This window comes from Burkholderia lata (genome assembly GCF_902499025.1).
Classification (GTDB): domain Bacteria; phylum Pseudomonadota; class Gammaproteobacteria; order Burkholderiales; family Burkholderiaceae; genus Burkholderia; species Burkholderia lata_C.
Window position 1 is genome coordinate 313,226 of record NZ_CABVPW010000002.1, and the last position, 18,629, is coordinate 331,854.

At 65.0% G+C, this 18,629-nt stretch carries 16 protein-coding genes; 7 read left to right on the forward strand and 9 right to left on the reverse strand.

Going from position 1 to position 18,629, the window contains the following annotated elements; all coding sequences use genetic code 11:
* Nucleotides 1-48: 48 nt before the first annotated feature.
* The gene (locus BDI24065_RS02980; protein ID WP_175029953.1) at nt 49-1,071 is read left to right on the forward strand and encodes a MerR family transcriptional regulator; all 1,023 of its coding nucleotides are present in this window, start codon (nt 49-51) and stop codon (nt 1,069-1,071) included.
* Nucleotides 1,072-1,086: 15 nt separating this feature from the next.
* On the opposite strand, the gene BDI24065_RS02985 is transcribed toward BDI24065_RS02980, so the two are convergent.
* Entirely contained in the window at nt 1,087-1,902 is an 816-nt protein-coding gene (locus BDI24065_RS02985) for an alpha/beta hydrolase (RefSeq protein ID WP_175029954.1), read from the reverse strand.
* Between the two features lie 13 nt (nt 1,903-1,915).
* The gene (locus tag BDI24065_RS02990; protein WP_175029955.1) at nt 1,916-3,211 is read right to left on the reverse strand and encodes an MASE1 domain-containing protein; all 1,296 of its coding nucleotides are present in this window, start codon (nt 3,209-3,211) and stop codon (nt 1,916-1,918) included.
* A 309-nt stretch (nt 3,212-3,520) separates the two neighbouring features.
* Here BDI24065_RS02990 and BDI24065_RS02995 point away from each other — a divergent pair, with 309 nt between their 5' ends.
* Nucleotides 3,521-4,477, forward strand: a complete 957-nt coding sequence (locus BDI24065_RS02995; protein ID WP_175029956.1) for a hypothetical protein — start codon at nt 3,521-3,523, stop codon at nt 4,475-4,477.
* A gap of 12 nt (nt 4,478-4,489) precedes the next feature.
* On the opposite strand, the gene BDI24065_RS03000 is transcribed toward BDI24065_RS02995, so the two are convergent.
* Nucleotides 4,490-4,990: a lipocalin-like domain-containing protein gene (locus BDI24065_RS03000; protein WP_175029957.1), complete on the reverse strand. Its 501-nt coding sequence runs from the start codon at nt 4,988-4,990 to the stop codon at nt 4,490-4,492.
* A gap of 162 nt (nt 4,991-5,152) precedes the next feature.
* On the opposite strand from BDI24065_RS03000, the gene BDI24065_RS03005 reads away from it, so the two are divergent.
* Together BDI24065_RS03005 and BDI24065_RS03010 are read left to right on the forward strand one after the other, a co-directional pair.
* Nucleotides 5,153-6,031 (forward strand): LysR substrate-binding domain-containing protein, encoded by an 879-nt coding sequence (locus BDI24065_RS03005; RefSeq protein ID WP_175029958.1) that lies wholly within the window; start codon nt 5,153-5,155, stop codon nt 6,029-6,031.
* Nucleotides 6,032-6,187: 156 nt separating this feature from the next.
* On the forward strand, nt 6,188-6,625 hold the full coding sequence (locus BDI24065_RS03010) for a GNAT family N-acetyltransferase (protein ID WP_175029959.1): 438 nt from the start codon (nt 6,188-6,190) through the stop codon (nt 6,623-6,625).
* A 25-nt stretch (nt 6,626-6,650) separates the two neighbouring features.
* On the opposite strand, the gene BDI24065_RS03015 is transcribed toward BDI24065_RS03010, so the two are convergent.
* The 3 genes from BDI24065_RS03015 to BDI24065_RS03025 all read right to left on the reverse strand — a co-directional run bounded on the left by BDI24065_RS03015 (nt 6,651) and on the right by BDI24065_RS03025 (nt 11,619).
* Nucleotides 6,651-7,490: a peptidylprolyl isomerase gene (locus tag BDI24065_RS03015; RefSeq protein WP_175029960.1), complete on the reverse strand. Its 840-nt coding sequence runs from the start codon at nt 7,488-7,490 to the stop codon at nt 6,651-6,653.
* Between the two features lie 354 nt (nt 7,491-7,844).
* A complete protein-coding gene (locus BDI24065_RS03020; protein WP_175029961.1) occupies nt 7,845-9,779 on the reverse strand; it encodes an SMP-30/gluconolactonase/LRE family protein in 1,935 nt (644 codons plus the stop codon).
* A gap of 535 nt (nt 9,780-10,314) precedes the next feature.
* Nucleotides 10,315-11,619: a dicarboxylate/amino acid:cation symporter gene (locus tag BDI24065_RS03025; RefSeq protein WP_175029962.1), complete on the reverse strand. Its 1,305-nt coding sequence runs from the start codon at nt 11,617-11,619 to the stop codon at nt 10,315-10,317.
* A 604-nt stretch (nt 11,620-12,223) separates the two neighbouring features.
* Here BDI24065_RS03025 and BDI24065_RS03030 point away from each other — a divergent pair.
* From BDI24065_RS03030 to BDI24065_RS03040, 3 genes are read left to right on the forward strand one after another with little or no spacing between them, the layout of a single operon-like run.
* Nucleotides 12,224-13,369 (forward strand): glycosyltransferase family 4 protein, encoded by a 1,146-nt coding sequence (locus BDI24065_RS03030; RefSeq protein WP_175029963.1) that lies wholly within the window; start codon nt 12,224-12,226, stop codon nt 13,367-13,369.
* Nucleotides 13,369-13,935 (forward strand): hypothetical protein, encoded by a 567-nt coding sequence (locus BDI24065_RS03035; RefSeq protein ID WP_241025846.1) that lies wholly within the window; start codon nt 13,369-13,371, stop codon nt 13,933-13,935. Before BDI24065_RS03030 ends, BDI24065_RS03035 begins: the two co-directional genes overlap by 1 nt.
* A 23-nt stretch (nt 13,936-13,958) precedes the next feature.
* Nucleotides 13,959-14,705 carry a polysaccharide deacetylase family protein gene (locus BDI24065_RS03040; RefSeq protein WP_175029964.1) on the forward strand — a complete coding sequence of 249 codons (747 nt, stop codon included), beginning with the start codon at nt 13,959-13,961 and terminating at the stop codon, nt 14,703-14,705.
* An 82-nt stretch (nt 14,706-14,787) separates the two neighbouring features.
* Here BDI24065_RS03040 and BDI24065_RS03045 read toward each other — a convergent pair whose 3' ends face one another.
* From BDI24065_RS03045 to BDI24065_RS03055, 3 genes are all read right to left on the reverse strand, one after another.
* A complete protein-coding gene (locus BDI24065_RS03045; RefSeq protein WP_175029965.1) occupies nt 14,788-15,453 on the reverse strand; it encodes a DJ-1/PfpI family protein in 666 nt (221 codons plus the stop codon).
* Between the two features lie 295 nt (nt 15,454-15,748).
* Complete coding sequence (locus BDI24065_RS03050) at nt 15,749-17,962, reverse strand: multicopper oxidase family protein (RefSeq protein WP_175029966.1); 2,214 nt, start codon at nt 17,960-17,962, stop codon at nt 15,749-15,751.
* 190 nt (nt 17,963-18,152) lie between these two features.
* The gene (locus tag BDI24065_RS03055) at nt 18,153-18,296 is read right to left on the reverse strand and encodes a hypothetical protein (RefSeq protein ID WP_175029722.1); all 144 of its coding nucleotides are present in this window, start codon (nt 18,294-18,296) and stop codon (nt 18,153-18,155) included.
* Between the last annotated feature and the right edge of the window lie 333 nt (nt 18,297-18,629).

The window sequence follows — 18,629 nt, forward strand, 5'->3', positions numbered from 1 at the left end:
TCGCCTTTATGCTCGTCGTAACGAATCGACAGCAGAGAGAGGTGACGGATGGGTACGCCCACGCCCCGTTTGAACGCATCGGCCGCCGCCGCGCGGCTCGGCGTATCGGTCAAGGCGCTGCGGCTGTACGAGCGGCACGGCCTCGTCACGCCGGAACGCACGCCGGCCGGCTACCGCGTGTACGGCCCTGACGCGCTCGCCCGCGCGGCCGATATCGCCGCGCTGCGGGCGCTCGGCCTCAGTCTCGCGCAAGTGGCGAGCGTGCTCGACGGTGACGCACGCAGCCTGGACGACGCGCTGGCCGCTCACGAAGCGGCGCTCGACCACGGCATCCAGGATCTCGTGCACAAGGTCGACCGCGTGCGCGCGATCCGCGCCGGGCTCGCGCGCGGCCGGATGCCGGCCGACGGCGAACTGACGCGGCTCGTCGACGACAGCGGCACCGGCGTGGCATTCAGCCTGCCGTGGCCGTGGGGCGGCGAATGGTTCGAGTGTCGGGATATCCGGCCGTTGAACTACATCATCGGTTCGCTCGGCAGCGGCAAGACGCGGCTGGCGCTCCGGCTCGCCGACGCGCTGCCCGGTGCCGTGTTCGTCGGCCTCGACCGGCTGGCAAACGACGGTGCCGATGCCCGTGCCGCGCTGCGCGCCGATCCTTCATTGAAGTCGCGTGTCGACCACGCATCGGCATCGCTCGCCGACCGAGGCGCGACACCATCGGCGGCACTGACCGCGCTGCTCGCGAGTCTCGAAGCGGAAGGCCCGCGCGCGCTGGTCGTCGACATGATCGAACAGGATCTCGACCGGCCCACGCAACACGCACTGATTGCCCATCTGCGCGAACGCGCCGCCGCCGGCATGCGGCCGCTGTTCCTGCTGACACGCTCGTCGGCGATCCTCGATCTGTCGGCGGTCGGCCCCGACGAAACCCTCCTGCTGTGCCCGGCCAATCACAGCCCGCCTTCGCGTGTGGCGCCTTACCCCGGTGCGCCCGGCTACGAAGCCGTGGCGACCTGCCTTGCGTCGCCCGAGATCCGCGAGCGGCTCGCGCGCCGGCCCGAAGTGGCATAAGCCGCCGTCAGCGGGTCACGACTCCAGCCGCCCCATCCTGCGCGCCATCGCCGGGCTCACCGCATGCACCGGATCGAACCCGAAGAATTCGAGCACGTGGCGCGCGACGTCGTCGCGATCGTTGTCCGCGCAGATCATGTGGTAGCTGTTCTCCAGCACGATCCCGCGCGCGTCGGGCATCTTTTCCAGCAGGAAATCGGCCGAGCGCAGGCTCGTCAGCTCATCCTCGCGCGCATGTAGCACGAGCGTCGGGCTCGGCGTGCCGGCCGCCGCCTTGAGCGCCCAGTCGCGCATCCGGTCGACCTGCCGCACGCACGCGAGCGGCACCCACGCATAGTGGAAACTGTCCTCGCGCTCGAACTTCTTCTTCACGATCGCGCGGATCGTCGCGTTCTTGATGCCGAACGGATCGCCTTCCTCCACACGCATCCGCTCCGCGACACCCGGCACGCGGTACAGCACGTGCCGCAACGCGCGATACCACGGCGTCGACCAGCCGTCGATGAACACCGGCGTGGCCAGCAGCGCGAGCCGGCCGCGTGCGTGCTGCACGCGATGGCACAGCAGCAGCGCGACCAGCGCGCCCATGCACATGCCCGCGACATGCAGCGTGTCGTACTCGTTTTCCAGCGCGCGATACTGTTCGGTCACCGCGTCGAGCCACGCCTCCGCGCGCACGCCGACGAGATCCTCGGGACGCGTACCGTGCCCCGGCAGCGTGATCATGTGCGTATCGGCGCCCGCGCGCCGCATCGCCTTGTGCAGCGAACCGAGATCGTATTGCGTGCCGCCGAGCCCATGGATCAGCAGGACGCCGGTGCGGCCCGTCATGACGCGCGTCCGCTCATTCGTCCGCCGCCGGCCACACGCGCTCGAGCTGCCAGACGCCCGCCACCACCGTCACGTCGACATTCGAATCGAGCAGCGGCGCGCCGTGATCGGTGACCGTCTGCGTGCCGCCGTCGCGCTGCACGATACGCAGCGACAGCGACGCGCGATCCTCGCCCGCGATCTCCGCATCCCAGTAGTCGCGCAGCGCTGCGCGATCGCCCGGCTGCACGCGCTCGAGCACGAGCGCCACACTCGCGATCTGTGCCGCATCGACGCCGACGCCGAACACGCGCTCGACGTCGCCGCTCCACTCGATCCGCCCCGAATCCGGATCGAGCACGTAGGCGATCTGGCCGGCGCTCGCGAGCGCGAGTTCCATGTTGTTCTGCAGGACTGCCGCATGTTCGTGCACGCGTTCGCGCGTCGTCTTCAGCGTGCTCACCGTCAGCACCAGCAGCGACGCGACCGCCAGATAAAGCTGCGCCTCGAGCAGCGCACTGCCGTAGTGCTCGTGAAACGACGAGAACGGGCCGTCGCCCTGCGCGGTCTGCTCGATCACGATCAGCGCGAGCACCAGCACCGACGACGAGCCCGCGCGGCCGCCGAGCAGCAGCGTCACCGCGACGGTGAGGAACAGCGGGATGTACGTCAGCGCGAAGCCGGCGCCGGTGCCGAATTTCTGCGACGTATCGCCGTCGAAGATCACGAGCGCGGCGCCCACGACCAGCACGAACGAGACCATGCCAAGCACCAGGTCGAAGCGCTCGTGGTCACCCGAGCGGTGCGCGCGAAAGCGCGACCATGACGCGAGCACCGGCGTGACCAGCAGCACGCCGACGAAATCGGACGCGGCCCACACCGACCACACGTCGAAGAACGGTGCGCCCTTGACCACCGTGTACCAGGCCGCGCCGCCGATCGCGCCGACCACGCCCGCGATCAGGCCGGCGAGGATCACCGAGCGCAGGAAATACAGCCCTTCGAGCGAGAAGCGCACGCGCTGGACGAGCCACACCGCGAGCGCGGCCGCGCCGACCTCGTCGACCGTGAACAACACCGCGTTGACGAGGCTGGCCTGTTCGATGCCGTTCAGCGCGAGCTGCCCGACCAGGAACGCGCCGGCCAGCGTCAGCCATTCGCGCATCGGCCGCAGCATGAACGCGCCGACCGTCACGCCGGCCGGCAGCCAGATGTAGCCCGTCAGCCGGACGGGGCCGTTGAACTGGTGCGAGATGTAGCCGGTCGCGAGATACAGCGCCGCCCAGAGCAGCGCGGCGACGAGGCCCGGCCGCGATCGTTTGGTGTCCATCGAGAATCCCTGTGTGCTGCGCCTGCGGTCGGCAGGTGCGCGATGTGCGAATGATATGCGGACGGGGCGGGCCGGGGAATACCGGGGGCCGGAAGCGCGTGCGGGGCGCCGGCGCGCCCGCGAGCTGGCGGTTGTGACCGGGAAAGGATCGGAAAAGTTCGGTGTGTGTCGGGTCCGGTCGGGACACGTCAGAACGCCGTCTTGGCCGGACGGCCAAAATCGCCCGCGACCGGCGGATCGCACCTGGCATGAAAGACTTCCGAAAGTATGTGCTTCCGGTATCGTCCACGTCATCAGCAAACTTTCCACATGAGCGCACGCAATGAAAACCGTACCGGCCCGGCCGATCCCGGCCCCCTCTGCGCCATGAGCCGCTTTCGCGCCACCTACGACGGGCCCGCGCTCGAATCGTCAGAGATGGACGCGCGCGAACTCGCGCCCGCGCTGCTCGCCATCGGGGATCTGCTCGACGCGTCGACCCGCGCGCTGTGCGGCGATCGGGTTCGGCCGCAAGTGAACGTGCGCGGCAGCTTCAAGACCGGCAGCTTCGGTATCGACTTCACGCTCGCGACCTCGCTGCTCGGCCGCATGCGCGACATGCTGAGCGGCAACGAAGGCACGGCGCTCGCCAATGCGGTCACGATCCTGACCGCGCTCGGCATCGCCGCGCCGAGGGCGGGAAAGGGGCTCTTCGCCGTCCTCAAATGGCTGCGCGGGCGCGAGATCCTGCAGGTGCAGATGCAGGACCACACCGCGATCCTGCACGTCGAAGGCGACACACTCGAAATCGACCTGCCGGTCCTCACGCTGCTGCGCGACGTCGGCGTTCGCCGCGCCACCGAGCAAGTGCTTGCGCCGCTCGCGCGCGAAGGCATCGTGGTGTTTGCGGTCGGCACCGATACGGAGATAGTCGAAACGGTCGACCGGAGCGAAATCGCGTGGTTTCACGCGCCCGAACCCGCCGACTCGCTGATCCTCGACGAGCATTGCAAGATGGCGTTCTCGATCGTGTCGCTCGCGTTCAAGGACGACAACAAGTGGCGGCTGTACGACGGCACGTCGACGATTCACGCGGCGATCACGGATGCCGGCTTCCTGTCGCGCGTGAACAACAGCCAGATCAGCTTCAGCAAGGGCGACGTGCTCGTGTGCAATGTCCGCATGCAGCAGTGGCAAACCTCGGACGGAGCAAAAACCGAATACGAAGTCACGAATGTCCTCGAACATCGCCCGGCCGGCTTGCAGATTCAGTTGCCGGGGCTTTGACACCCTCCCGCCTCAATCCACTCGCCGCCACACCGAGATCGGGATGTCGCCGTTGGCCCGCGGCGGCACGCGGTAGCTCAGTTCGCCGTCCTTCAATTGATAGCTTCGCGTCTGCGTTTGCCCGATCCAGTTCGGGTACGACGAATTGACGATGTGAAACGCGAGCTTGTGATTCGCGGGATCGACGGTCAGCGTGCCGTAGTGGGTACTCGAACCGAGCACGGCGTCACGGAATTCGTCCGGCGTGCCGGTCGCCTTGTCGTTCGACGCGAAGCGCGGGCGTTCCGACCTGAAGATCTGCAGCGAATAGTTTCCGTGCACGTCGATCAGCAGCAGCCCCTTCGGATCGGCACCATAGTCGCGGCCGACCGTGCCGTCGGGATGTTGTACGTCCGCCGCGACCAGCGTCCATGTCCCCGCGAGCAACGGCGCGGCCGATGCGCCGCCGGGAATCATCGATGCGGCCAGCAGCATGCCGGGAAAGCCTTGGCGGAATATCGAGCGGATGTTCATTCACAGTCCTTGTCGGAAAGAAGGGAAGCAACCTCACGGACATCCGCAGCCGCGTATCGCGCGCATCCCCGTGAGCCGGAACGACCGGTTCACTGGATGGTAGCGACGGGAATGTGCAATAAATACGATAATTCGAAATCGACTTATAAGAAAAACCGAATCATGACGCTTCCGAATCTCGACATGGATGCGCTGCGCACGCTGATCGCCGCGGATCGGCTCGGCAGCCTCAACCGCGCCGCCGACCGGATCGGCCGCTCGCAATCGGCGGTCAGCCAGCAGATGCGCAAGCTCGAAACGCAGATCGGCCAGCCGCTGTTTCGCCGCCAGGGGCGCGGCCTCGTGCCGACCGAAGCCGGCGAACTGATGCTGTCCTATGCGCGCCGCATTCTCGACCTGAACGACGAGGCGGTCGGCGCGATCCGCGGCGCGGCGATCGAGGGGGCCGTGCGATTCGGGCTGCCGGGAGACTTCGCCGAATCGTGGCTGCCCGTCGCGCTCGGCCAGTTCAAGCGCACGCACCCGGGCGTGCGCGTCGACATCGTCGTCGACGGCAACGGCGCGCTGCTCGACCGGCTCGACGGCGGCGAACTCGACCTCGTGCTCGCGATGGGCCGCGGGCATCGCACCGACGCCGAACACCTGGTCACGCTGCCGATGGCGTGGATCGGGCCGCAAGGCATCGACGTGCGTCCGCGCGCCGGCGCACCGCTGGATCTCGCGCTGTACAAGCCGCCGTGCCTGTTCCGCAAGGCCGGCACCGATGCGCTCGACCAGGCCGGGATCCCGTGGCGGCTCGCCTACACGACCGGCAGCCTGCAAAGCCTGTGGGCCGGCGTCGCGGGCGGACTGGGCATTACGGCGAGAACGATGGCGGGTGTGCCGCCAGCACTGCGGCAGCTCGGCGAGCGCGACGGCCTGCCGCCGCTGCCGTCTGTCGACGTGTGCGTTCATGCGGGTGGAGGCGATGCGCCTTCCGCGCTCGCGAGCCTGAAACGCGTGGTGGTCGACACGCTGATCGCCAATCTCGCCGATGCGTAACAGGCGTCCGGCCGGCACGCGGCATGATCGGTCACGCATGCTCGCCGGATTCGGCGCCGCGCCCTTTGACCGGCTGCCCGCCATCGGGAATGATGCGCTGCGGGGTTCACCCTTCCCGTCGACGATCCCGCATTCCCGAACGAACGAGTCCGCCCGATGACACACGCAATCCGCCTGCGCCCGGCGTCTGCCGCCGACCTGCCGTTCCTGTTGAACCTGCGTCGCCTCACGATGACCGAGCATCTGCAACGCGCGGGCATGCCGTGCGACGACGAAGCGCACGATCGGCGCATTCGCGCGAATTTCGACGATGCGATGATCGTCTGCAAAGACGATGAAGCCATCGGCTTGCTGAAGGTGACACGCGCCACCGATGAGTGGCACGTGCACCAGATCCAGATCCTCCCCGCGCATCAGGGCCGGGGCATCGGCGAAGCCGTGCTGAACGCATTGCTGAACGACGCGGCGCGTGCACACGTGCCGGTGTCGCTCAGCGTGCTGCACGGCAACCCGGCGCGGCGGCTCTATGAACGGCTCGGCTTCCGCAGCGAGTCGGAAACCGACACGAGCGCGAGCATGATCTGGCGCGCGTGACGTCCGGCGTTTTAACGCCGCCGCATTACTGCGTGATCTTCGCGTCCTTCAGCAAGTTGCCGATCATCTGCGCACTCGCCTTCTCCACGGCGGCCGCCTGCAATTGCTGCTGAAGCCCCGGCTTCGCGGTCGCGAAGCCCGGCACCTGCGTCGGCCGCTTCGCATCCAGCTTCACGATCGCCCGCACGCCATCGACCGGGATCGAATCGCTCGTCGCGGCGCCGACCTTCAGTTTCTCGAGCGCCTGCGCGACCGGCAACGGCAGGCCGGACGTCTTGCCTTCCGTCGCCGGCGTATGGAAGCTCACCCACGGCAGCTCGCCGCCGGCATCGCGGCTCGGCGCCATGCTGTATTGACGCGCCAGCCCTTCGAACGACTTGCCCGCCTTCAGCTCGCTCAGCACCGTCGCGGCCGTCACCGGATCCTGGACGATGATCAGGCGCGGCTTGTATTCGTTCTTGCCGAGCGCGGCCACGAGCTCGTCGTAGCGCGCCTTGACCTGTTCTTCGGTCACCGGCTCGGGCTTCACGTTGTCGCGCAGGTAAAGCTGCACTTCGGCATTCGCTTTCGCCTGCTGCACCGCCGCCTTGACCTCGGGCTTGTCGCCGTAGTTCGCCTTCTCGGCGGCCTGCTGAACCAGCACGCGCGTGATCAGCTGATTCTTGATCGCCTGGCGGATCTGCGGCGAGTCGGGTTGCCCGGACGCGCGCCGCAGCGTATCGACGTCGGCCTGCGTGATCGGCGTGCCGTTGACCGTCGCAACGGTCGCCGTAGTTGCCGCCGTCTCTGCGTGAGCAGTACCGCTCAACGCGCCGGCCAGCGCAGCGATCAGCAACAGGCGGTTCGGTGTGGTTTTCGTCTTCATCTTTTCGTCACTTCGGCTCAAAAAACGCGGCAGGGGTTGCCGCGCACATGCACCGGTGCAGCAATGCACCGGCGCAACCAGTCAGTCGATTCGATTCATCGTCGTGGGCACGCGCGGTGCCTGCCGATGCCGCTGTCATTGTGCCCGGAACGGATTTTCCGCGTTGTGTGGTTGGGGACAGCCGCCCGGCGGGCGGGGAGGCGCGCGTTGCGCACGCCGGTCATTACGAGCGCGTGATGTGGAAATTCTGTGGAAACGCGATGGAAATCGCGCGAAACCGCGACGAATCACATCATGGCTTCGCGAGCCCGGCCGCCGACCGAGGTCGGGGCAGCCGCGCGCGCAACATCAAAGTCAGGGCGTCCACCGGTACACGGTGATGCTGTTGCCCTTCACATTGTTCTTCATCACCACGTACTCGCCGTTCGATCGGCGGTACGCTCGGATGCTGTACATCGCATCGATCGCACTGCTGGTATCCACGGTCGCGGGGCTCGCGTTGACCAGCGTGGTATCGAGATTGCCGGTGGTGAGGTTGAACGCATCGACGTTCGGCCACAGCGGCCCGCTGCTGCTGAACCAGTAACCGACGAACAGATGGTTGCCCGCCGCGTCGATCGATTTCGCGCCGCTGTGCGGCAGCGTGATCACCGGGTCGGGCTTCGTCGTGTTGCCCGCGCTCCAGCCGTGATACACCTCGATGCGCGTGCCGATCGACGTCCAGTCGTTGCTCCCGATGGCGCCTTGCGCGAGCACCATCGTGTCGCTGTCCGCGAGATAGACGATGCGCGTGAGCGGCTGGATGCTGTCGGGCACGCGGGTCGCGACGCCCGGCCCCCACGATGGCTTGCCGCTCGCGTCGAAGCCGGTCAGCGGGTAGTGGGTAATCGCGCCGGTCTTGTCGAGGCCGGCCCACACGCCGCCCTTGCTGTCGATGCTGAAGCCGCTCGTCACGCGCCGCGTCGTGTTGAACGCGGGGCCCGGGATCGAGCCGTCCGGAATCGCGATGTAGCCGTTCGCCGCGTTGAAGTGGAAGAAGTAAAAGACGGGCGGGTTCTGGCCGGCCGCGACGAGAATCCGGTTCGCGCCCACCGACGTGAGCAGCCCGAAGTGCTCGTCGCGCTGCGTGTCGCTCATGTCGATGCGCGGATCGGCCGGATACGTGAACGGATCGACCGTGTTCGCGACGAACGTGCCGCCCGCGCCACCGCGGTACACGTGCGTGCCGCCGTAGAACAGCGTGCCGTCCGTGACCGGGTCCGGCGCGGCGATCCCTTCGAAGTTCAGTGACTGCAGCGTCCACCGCAGGCTGCCGGTACTGCTGTACGCATGGATGTCGGTCGCGCCGTTGCGGCCGAGATCCCAGCTGCCGCCCCACGGATTGTTGAGCACATAGAGATTGCCGCCGGTGTCCTTGCCGAGCCCGACGATGCGCGTGAAGCGCTGCGCGCCGACCTGCCCCTTGATGCCCGTCGTCGTGTCGAGATAGCCGCCGCGCACGCCGAACGTGCCGGCCAGCGCGGGCCGGCCGGCCACCGTATAGCGCTTGATGTTCTGGTCGGGACCTTCGTCGCCCACCAGCAGCTGGCCGGCCGCCGCATCGAAAACCAGCGCCGACGGCTGCGACCCGGCCGGCATCCGGATCGTGTTCAGCAGCGCACCGGCCGGGCTGAAGCCGACGATCGAGCCCGCGCCCTTCTGCGCGACCCACACATTGCCCGCGCCGTCCACCGCGAGCGCGCCCGGCGCCGATACGCCGACGTCCCGCTGCCACACGCCGTCGGTGGTGAACACGCGCACGCGATTGCCGTAGAAGTCGCTTGCATAGAGCAGCGAGCCGGCCGTCGCGAGCCCGGTGACGACGTCGATGCGCGGCTGGTTGGTCGCCGCGCTGACCTGGATGACGCGGTCGCGATACTTCGTCGCGCGGTTGTAGCGCCCCACCGCGCCGCTGCCATACGTCTTGCCGGGTTGCAGCGCGACGAACAGCGAGGTCGCGTTGCCGGTGATCGCGCTGCCCTGGAACTCCGAGTGCGTGCCGATCGAGCCGGCGCTCTTGCCGTTCTGGTAGATCGCGACACCGCCTTCGTCCTCGTCCCACATCGACGCCGTATAGATCACGCCTTCGGGCGCGACCCACATCGCGCGCGCGACGTTGCCGACGTGGGCCGCGAGCGTGCCGTACGTGTTCGCCAGCCAGTCGGTGGTGTTGCTTGCGTAAGCGGCAGGGGTAATCGCGGCGATCGCTGCGGCGAGAAGCACAGCCTGAAACCGTTGTCGGGCGACCATGACGGATGCTCTCCTGGAGGGTGCGAACATTCACATGAAGGGCCGGCCGGATGCCTTGAAAGCCGCAATACGTCACTTCTTCCCCTGAATCATCCGGCGCAGTCGGTATTACGTGCAGCGTGCATTCGATAATGCGCAGCGCGAGAATAGCGTTATATAAATCGAAAAAAATTGCGAATCGGTCGTGCCGTTGCGCTTTCACGGAACAGGCGCCGATGCATTGCCCGCGGCGCCCAAGCGCGCCGATGGCGAGCACGACTGCGCGACAGTGAATGGTCACTTACACGCCGAATCGGGGATCGGGAAAATCAGGCTCGTGCCGGCGGGAATATCGTCGCGTGTTCAACGACGACAGATTGAAACGGCGAACGCCGGTATCAATCAGGGAATCGGGAAAACCACCGTATTCAAGACGGAATCATTGCCCCAAAAACAAATCGCCGGCCGGGATCCGTATCGAATCCAGGCCGGCGATCGTCCCTTACCGGGAAGCAGGCAACGCATCGCTAACGCTGCGCTGCCGCACTGTCGCACATCATGCCGCTGTAGAAGTCTCCGGCACCTTTACCTGCATCGCGCGTCCGTTGTCCGGATCGTTGTCGTCGCGCGGATCGTCGAGCTGACCTTCCCACTTCGCGACCACGGCCGCCGCGATCGAGTTGCCGACCGCGTTGGTGGCCGAGCGGCCCATGTCGAGGAACATGTCGACGCCCATGATCAGCAGCAACCCGGCTTCGGGCATGTTGAACTGGTTGAGCGTCGCCGCGATCACGACCAGCGACGCGCGCGGCACGCCCGCCATCCCCTTCGACGTGACCATCAGCATCAGCAGCATCGTGATCTGCGTGCCCAGCGGCAGGTGAATGCCGTACACCTGCGCGATGAACAGCACCGCGAACGTGCAGTACATCATCGAGCCGTCGAGGTTGAACGAATAGCCGATCGGCAGCACGAAGCTCGAGATCTTGCGGTTCACGCCGAAACGGTCGAGCGCGTCCAGCAGCTTCGGATACGCGGCCTCGGAGCTCGCCGTCGCGAACGACAGCAGGAACGGCTCGCGGATCAGCCGGATCAGCGTGAACGCGCGCTTGCCGAGGAACGTCACGCCGGCGAGCGTCAGCACGCCCCACAGCAGCGCCAGGGCCAGATAGAAGCTCGCCATGAACTTCGCGAACGTGAGCAGGATGCCGAGCCCCTGGGTGGTAATCGTCGACGCCAGCGCCGCGAACACCGCGACCGGTGCGAACCACATCACCGCGCCCGTCACCTTCAGCATCACCTGCGCGAGATCGTCGATCACGCCGGTCAGGCGCTTGCCCGATTCGCCGAGCGCCGACAGCGCCGTACCGAAGAAGATCGAGAAGACGACGATCTGCAGGATTTCGTTGTTCGCCATCGCTTCCGCGATCGACTTCGGCACCAGGTGGACCACGAAGTCCTTCAGCGTGAAGGCGCCCGTCTTCAGGCCGAGGGATGCATCGGACGCCGGCAACGGCAGGCTCAGATGGCTGCCCGGTTGCAGGATCGTGGCGGTCAGCAGGCCGAGCAGCAACGACGTGAACGATGCGATGAAAAACCAGCCGAACGCCTTGATGCCGACGCGGCCCACCGCGCTGCCGTCGCCCATCTGCGCAATGCCGACGGTCAGCGTCGCGAATACCAGCGGCGCGATGATCATCTTGATCAGGCGCAGGAACACGTCGGACAGCAACGACACGTAGCCGGCGACCTCCTTCGCCATGTTCGGATCGGGAAACGCGCTATGACAGGCGTAACCCACTGCGATACCAAGAATCATCGCGACAACGATGTACTTGGTGATGTTGTGCTTCTTCTTCATTAGTAATCCAAATCACAAAGCGTATGTTGCTAACGGCTGGCACAGCTTTCGCGCCCGGCTACGAATCGAAACCCACGTCTCTCTGGGTGCGACAGGTCCGCCGTCGGCGGTCGCCATGGCGGACAGGGGGGGCATTCTAACGCAAATGGCCGCCCGGCTTTCAAATCTGAAAGTCTGTCGAGTTGATCTGCGTCCGGATGTCGTCGAAAAGGCGGGTTTTGTCGCGATCCAGCCCGCTTCCCGCGCGGTCGAAGGGGGCTAATCGGGCCAAATCGCCCGTCGCGCCGGGCTCGCCACGGTTCACGCGCCGGCGACAGGCACCGCGCCGCCGGACGCCCCTCCTCCCCGGCGGCACCGCACTGCGTGACGACACCGCAATCGATCGCGACACATTCTCACAAAGATGCGCAGACCTTGACACTACGGTACGTAATGCGTCTGTAATATTTGGAAACGATTCGCGGTGACGCCCCGTCCGGGTGTCGATGCGCAATCGCGCATCGGCAACGCGGGACCGGATTCGAGTCATTGCTTTCAACAGGTTGAGACATTCATTTTCTCAGCAGTCCTGCCAAATGAATGATCGAGAAAAGGCGGCATCGTGATGAACATTCTGTATACCAACTTCCACGGCGACTACGGCGGCGGCCAGGACACCTACGTCCGCGATCTCGCCGCCGCGATGAGCCGGCATCATCGCGTGACCGTCGCGTCGCCGGAAGGCAGCCGCCTGTCGCGACTGTTGAACGACAGCCCCGACGTGGCCATCTTCGACATGGAATTCAAGCCGCGCTGGAACCGGCTGTGCCAGGAAATCCTCCGGCTGCGCCAGCGGATCGTCGCCGAGCGCTTCGACGTCATCCACGTCAACGGGTCCGCCGATCACCGGCAGGTGATGCTCGCGCTGCTCGGCTGCCGGTATCGACCCGCCGTCGTGCTCACCAAGCACAACACGTATCGGGCCGACAGCTTCGGCAACATGCTGCGCGCACGCCTCGCCACCGACCACACGATCGCGGTCAGCGACTACGTGGCGGGCATGCTCGCGCTCCGGTCGCCGTACGGGAACGTCACGGTCGTCAAGCACGGCGTGCGCCGGCAGGCCGCGGAACGACTCGCGAGCGATGAAATTCGCCGCCGCAAGATCGCGCTGTTCGGGCCGTCCGGCGCGGACGCGATCGTGCTGGGCAGCAGCGCCGGCACCGCGCCGGAAAAAGGCTGGATGGACCTGATCGCGGCGCTGGGCCGCCTGCCCGAACACGAGCGCGAGCGGTTTCGCGTGCTGCTGGTCGGCGCGGAGCCGACCGGCGAGCAACGCGAGCAGATCGCGCTGCACCGGATGGCCGCGCGCACCGCTTTCACCGGGCGCCTCGACGATGTGCGGACGCCGTTCTCGATCATCGACGTGTCGTTCGTGCTGTCGTACCACGAGAGCCTGTCGTATGCGTGCCGCGAAGCGATGTCGCTCGGCTGCCCCGCGATCGTGACGCGCGTGGGCGGGCTGCCCGAGAACGTCGAGCCGGGCGTGGACGGCTGGGTCGTCCCGCCGCGCGAGCCGGAAGCGATCGGGGAAATCCTGCGCGCGATCATGCGCGAGCCCGGATGCGTGCGCGCGATGGGACGCAGCGCGCGGCTGAAGGGCAAGCGCGAGTTCTCGTTCGAACGATTCGTCGACGCGACGCAGTCCGTCTATCAGAAATCGATTCGACACAACCCCAATCGTTGGGCGACATCCTTGAGGTCCGTTTAATGGCAATGAACATCTGGAAGAAGTACTGGGATCTGCGCACGCAGGAGTGCCCGTGCGACGTGCACTTCGTCGAATGGCTGGAAACCGCGCGCCTCAACGGCATCCGCATCTATCACTTCGGCACCGGCGGCCACCATCATGTCGGCGTGGAATGCGCGCGGCCGCACCTGAACAACACCGTCTTCGGCGTGACGGCGTCGCCGAAGGAATACAAGTCGTACGTCGATCTCGTCACGCGGCAACCGGAGGTGAGCAAGACCTATCTGGCCTATTTCGGCGACATCTACACGAGCAATTCGGACCTGCTGCCCGCGTTCGACGTCGTCACGCTGTTCCATCTGTGCGAATTCCGCGACGAGACGAACAGCCGCTACGGCGCGAAGACCGACGCCGAAGTGCTCGACCTGTTCGCCCGCCATACCGCGCGCGACGGCCACCTGCTGTTCTACAAGGGCTCGTCGGCATACCGGAAGGCCGAGCCGATCATCGAGCAATGGGCGGCAAATGCCGATTTCGTCGAAATCGGCGACTTCAAGACCCTGCGGATTTTCCGCAAGGCCGCGTAATTCCCTGTTCCCGCGACCCGCTCATGCTGCCGTCCGCCACGCGCTACCCGATCCTGATGTATCACCAGATCCGCACGCTGCCGCCGCCGCCCGACCGGCTGCGCAGCCTGAGCGTCGCGCCCGATGCGTTCCGACGCCAGATGACGCTGTTCAGGCGGCTCGGCTATCGCGGCCTGAGCGTGCGCGAACTTCAGCCGTACCTGCGCGGCGAGCGCAGCGGGAAGGTCTTCGGCATTACGTTCGACGACGGCTTTCTCAACGTGCTGACGCATGCGATGCCCGTGCTGAACGCACTCGGCTTCACCGCGACCTGCTACTTCGTCGCCGGCCGGTTCGGCGGCGAGAACGACTGGGATGCGGGCGCCGATACCGCACGCTCGCCGCTCATGACGTGCGCGGACATGCTCGCCTGGCGCGATCACGGCCATGAAATCGGCTCGCATACGCTCGATCACGTCGCGCTGTCGCACGTGCCGGTGCACGTGTCGGAGGTTCAGATCACCGAATCGAAGAAGCGGCTCGAAGCGTTTGGCGGCCAGCCCGTCGAATCGTTCTGCTACCCGTACGGCGACCTGGATCCGCGCGTCCGCGACCAGGTCGCCGCCGCCGGCTACCGCAATGCGACGACGACCCGGCGCGGTTGTGCCGGTGCGTCCGACGATTCGTTCCTGTTGCCGCGGATTCCGGTCGCGGGCGGTGTCGGTGCGGTGCGGCTGTGGTTCAAGTGTGCCTCAGGTAAAGTCCTGCTCCGGAAATCGCGATCGACGTAGTCGATGGACAACCGTCGTACCCGCGACGCGTTAGAGGTCAAGTCCGTGCCCCGAAGGTCAACAAGACATTTCGCCATCGGCATCACGTATCGAGCGGGCAGTGCGTGGCCGGAACGATGGTTTGCTGGAAAGGCGGTCGCGGGAAATATTGCGTGGTCATCTGGACGTCCTTGGCGACATCCGATCCTGCGACAAGCTCTATGATGGCCAGCGCCTCGTCCAGTCCCGACGAAATACCGCCGCCGGTGATCCGGTCGCGATCGATGACATAGCGGGGGAAGCCATCGGCTACCTTGATCGCGGGGAATCGGCTGAAGCAAGGGATAAACGCCCAATGCGTGGTCGCCCGATAGTTGTCGAGCAGACCTGCGGCGGCAAGCAGCATGGCGCCCTCGCATACGGACGAGACATAGTTCGCGCCAGCGCTCTGCGCCTTCAGGAAGTCCAGATACGGGCCACCTTGCATCAACTGCCGCAGGGCACTCGGATTCCCGCCCGGCACCCATAGCAAGTGGGTTTGGGAGACAGATTCAGCGTAGTCGGCAAACCGGCGCTGTGGCGTGAGGGTCAGGCCATCGCGAGTGTTGAGCGGTCTCGAGTCCTCCGCGGCCAGGGTGATCGTCGTCGCCCGCGTGGTCCAGGTTTCGGCCATCCAGCTGAACAGCTCGACCGGCGCGGCCACGTCCAGCAGGTCAACTCCGGGATAGATCGGGATCGTGATGTGGAACGGCGGGCGCTCTTGCGTCATGGTGTACCTCCAGGTCACTCCGGGAAGGGCTCACTGTGGCGCCTGTTGCGAAGAGGCGCCTGGTCCGTCAGCCCGTCTCAAGCGGGTTTACCTCGATGGCGGGGTTGCCCATCAACTCATACGGGAAGCGGTCCATACCAGCCGGGATTGGCGACGACCGAAGCCGCCAGGCTGGATGCCATGTATCTCTCCTGGCGGTATTTCGACGAAAGAAAAATCAACGCGCAGGCCAATCAGCACCGCATGCATGGGCGATGGTGTCGCCAGGCTACGGTGTGGAAGCCCTGACGCGGGTTTAGGGGAAGTCGCCGGCCGGATGGTCGTGGTTCGCGTGATTCATGCCAACCATGCCGATGCCGCCGCCGGGCGCCGTCGCATCCGGAACGATGCGGATGTTGGTCATCATCCCGCCGTCTTCGTGATCGAGGATATGGCAGTGGATGACGAACTCGCCGATGTAACGGTCGTAGCGCGTGCGCACAAGCACCTGGTAGTCGTTCTGCACGAAGACGGTGTCCTTGAAGACGTGCCACATCCCGCAATACTGGTTTTGCAGGCCGGCTTCGTCGGGTGAAATCAGGCACTCTCCGTTCGGGCCGAAGATGCTCGTGGGCTGCGCACCTGGCAGCGCGTGGCGGACATCCATCACCTCGAACGGGTTGACATGGATATGGAAGATGTGCGGTTCGCCCTGCGAGCTGAGCACCCAGTCGTCCGTGGTGCCCACTTGGCGCGTGAAGTCGACGCGGTCCGGATCGTAGGCCTTGTAGTTGATGTAGAAACCGAACGGGCCAGTCCAGGGCGCACCCGGCTTGGCGGGTGGCGTGGCAGGCGGCGCCGGCGGGAAGGGCGGATTGCCGATGAAGAAATCGACCTTCTGCACAGCGGGGTTGACAGCCACACTCTTGAGGTCGTCCATGGCACGCCAGGGTGTCAGGTCACCTGCCAGCAGTCCATTCAAGGCCGCCGGCGGAAGCGATTTGTCGGCCTTGTTCCCGTCGTAGAGAGCCTGCTCGACATAGGTTTTGAGATCGCCAGTCACAGGCTTGCCGTCCGACACGACCACCGTTGCAAGCAGTTGCGTCTCGTTTGGCCCTTGCCCGCCGCCATGGGAGCCAGCGTGGGCGCGCTCCTCGGGCGTTGCAGCCTGGTTCAGGATGCAATAGGTACCTGGCCGCGGGAACGCGATCAACACGTCGCTGCGATAGCCCGGCTGCAGGAAATTGCTGCCGATGCCGCCGCTCACGCTTTTCTTGTCGACGCCGATCGCACGAATGGCCGTACGGGTCAGGCCATCTGATGCGATTTCAAACTGAGGCACCAGATCGACAGTCATGCTCTTGTCCGGCACAAGCACCGGGCAGAGTGCCGCGATCGCGGCCAGCTGCTCCTTGCGCGAACCCGCCAGTACGCCCGCGAGCGCCGCCCGGGACTCGGGCGTATTGGTGGCCATCGGCACGATCTGCAAGTTGATCGTGTCGTGGATGCCTGCGTGGATGAAGCGCCAGCGCTGGATTTCCCCAGCGGCTACGTTACGTAGCGTCGGCTGAACAACGCCGTTGATGCTTGTGAACCGGCCGCTGTCGTCCCATACGGTTGCCGAAGAGAGTTGCTCTTTGAATTTTTCAACGACACCGACCTTTCCGGGCGGACATGACCATTGGCCATTCGCCTGGATGATCTCGCCTTTGTCGTCGAAGCAGGCGTACGGAATCTGTTGGAAGAGGAAGATTTGCTCGGGGATCGGCCGTCCCGAGGCGTCGTGCAGGATGGTATCGATGTCTCCCGGTGCTGCGCCGACGTAGCGGCGATTGCCGCGCACGATCAGCGGCCCTGCCGCTCCGCTCGCGACTTGTAGCGCAGTCGAGCCGTGGCGGTGCGCGTGGTACCAGAAGGTGCCCGACGGATGATCAGCCGGGATGTTGATCTCGTACTCGAATTTTGTTTGCGGGCCGATGTTGAGCAGGACATTGTCGCTGTTTCCGGCAGGCGATACATGCAGTCCGTGGAAATGCATGTTGATCGTGTTGAAGCAGCCTGGCCTCCCGCCCGCCGGATCGTGCCCGCCAGGACAGCTCGGGTCATTCTTGTCCAGCCGGTTGTCAAGATTCACCCGCAGCGTGTTGCCGGGTTTCAGTTCAAGCAGCGGGCCGGAAAGGCAGCCGCCATACGACCGCAGCCTGACGCGATCCTCCGCCCCGTTGGGATTGCCGGGGTTGTAGATCTTGTTCTCTCGCTTCTCGACCTGCAGGTTCAGCGTGACGGTCTGCCCGTCACGCGTGATATCGCCCGAAGGATTGCATGTCGTCGCAGAGGGTTGCTTCTCGATTGTCGCCAGCGCTTCCAGCGGCCCCTTCTCTGCCAGCTTTGGCGGGGGAAGAAAAGGCTGCGCGGCCAATTGCGCCAGCGCGGCTTCGTTGGCCACAAGCATCAACACTGCCCATCCAGCGATGCAAGCCGCTTTCATGGTGCGTCCCCCGGGAAATGCCGCAAAAAGCGGTGTCTTCACGCCTTGTATTAAGGCTGATTCTAGAAATCGCTCACTAATACTGCAACCTGATTTGAATGAAGAATGAATTTTCATCTGCAATGGAACGCGCCATGCGCTTCTTTGGCGCAGTGTCAAATTGGAGGCGACAGGGCGGAAAAATGAAATAATAAAGAGGATAAAATCGATTTACGCAGGGCGTGATGGGGTTCTATTCCATGAGCGACTGGATGCGTGGGTGACCCGTGTACTTGTTGCCGTAGATCGCAATGAGCACGCACGACAAATCCGCCAGTTGCTGCTCGTCGATGTACGTCTTGCGCAGCCGCGCGTTCTCGCCTTCCAGTTCCTTCATCCACGCGCTTGAGCGCATCCATGGCGAGTCGCAATGCTTGCGCGGGCATCCTTCACGCGGCGCTTCGTCGAGAAAAGCGTGCCCACGACACTCGTTGTAATCACGTGTAATCGATTCGAGCGCAAGTCTCTCCTATATTGCTACCACTCGTTCGCGATCATCCATTTTTCATTAAAGCACGAGGCCATTTTTTCATGGCACCCCCATTGATGCACGAATCATGGATTGATTTTAAACATGCAACAATCAAACAATTAAAGAATTCATTTCTATAATTCCCCACAAAACCCAGGGAAAAACACCAATCAACCCATTTACCTGTCAGATTTAACA

Coding starts and splice junctions, on each gene's coding strand:
- BDI24065_RS02980 (WP_175029953.1), top strand. CDS start 49: ATGGGTACGCCCACGCCCCGTTTGAACGCATCGGCCGCCGCCGCGCGG.
- BDI24065_RS02985 (WP_175029954.1), bottom strand. CDS start 1,902: ATGACGGGCCGCACCGGCGTCCTGCTGATCCATGGGCTCGGCGGCACG.
- BDI24065_RS02990 (WP_175029955.1), bottom strand. CDS start 3,211: ATGGACACCAAACGATCGCGGCCGGGCCTCGTCGCCGCGCTGCTCTGG.
- BDI24065_RS02995 (WP_175029956.1), top strand. CDS start 3,521: ATGAGCGCACGCAATGAAAACCGTACCGGCCCGGCCGATCCCGGCCCC.
- BDI24065_RS03000 (WP_175029957.1), bottom strand. CDS start 4,990: ATGAACATCCGCTCGATATTCCGCCAAGGCTTTCCCGGCATGCTGCTG.
- BDI24065_RS03005 (WP_175029958.1), top strand. CDS start 5,153: ATGACGCTTCCGAATCTCGACATGGATGCGCTGCGCACGCTGATCGCC.
- BDI24065_RS03010 (WP_175029959.1), top strand. CDS start 6,188: ATGACACACGCAATCCGCCTGCGCCCGGCGTCTGCCGCCGACCTGCCG.
- BDI24065_RS03015 (WP_175029960.1), bottom strand. CDS start 7,490: ATGAAGACGAAAACCACACCGAACCGCCTGTTGCTGATCGCTGCGCTG.
- BDI24065_RS03020 (WP_175029961.1), bottom strand. CDS start 9,779: ATGGTCGCCCGACAACGGTTTCAGGCTGTGCTTCTCGCCGCAGCGATC.
- BDI24065_RS03025 (WP_175029962.1), bottom strand. CDS start 11,619: ATGAAGAAGAAGCACAACATCACCAAGTACATCGTTGTCGCGATGATT.
- BDI24065_RS03030 (WP_175029963.1), top strand. CDS start 12,224: ATGAACATTCTGTATACCAACTTCCACGGCGACTACGGCGGCGGCCAG.
- BDI24065_RS03035 (WP_241025846.1), top strand. CDS start 13,369: ATGGCAATGAACATCTGGAAGAAGTACTGGGATCTGCGCACGCAGGAG.
- BDI24065_RS03040 (WP_175029964.1), top strand. CDS start 13,959: ATGCTGCCGTCCGCCACGCGCTACCCGATCCTGATGTATCACCAGATC.
- BDI24065_RS03045 (WP_175029965.1), bottom strand. CDS start 15,453: ATGACGCAAGAGCGCCCGCCGTTCCACATCACGATCCCGATCTATCCC.
- BDI24065_RS03055 (WP_175029722.1), bottom strand. CDS start 18,296: ATGAAGGAACTGGAAGGCGAGAACGCGCGGCTGCGCAAGACGTACATC.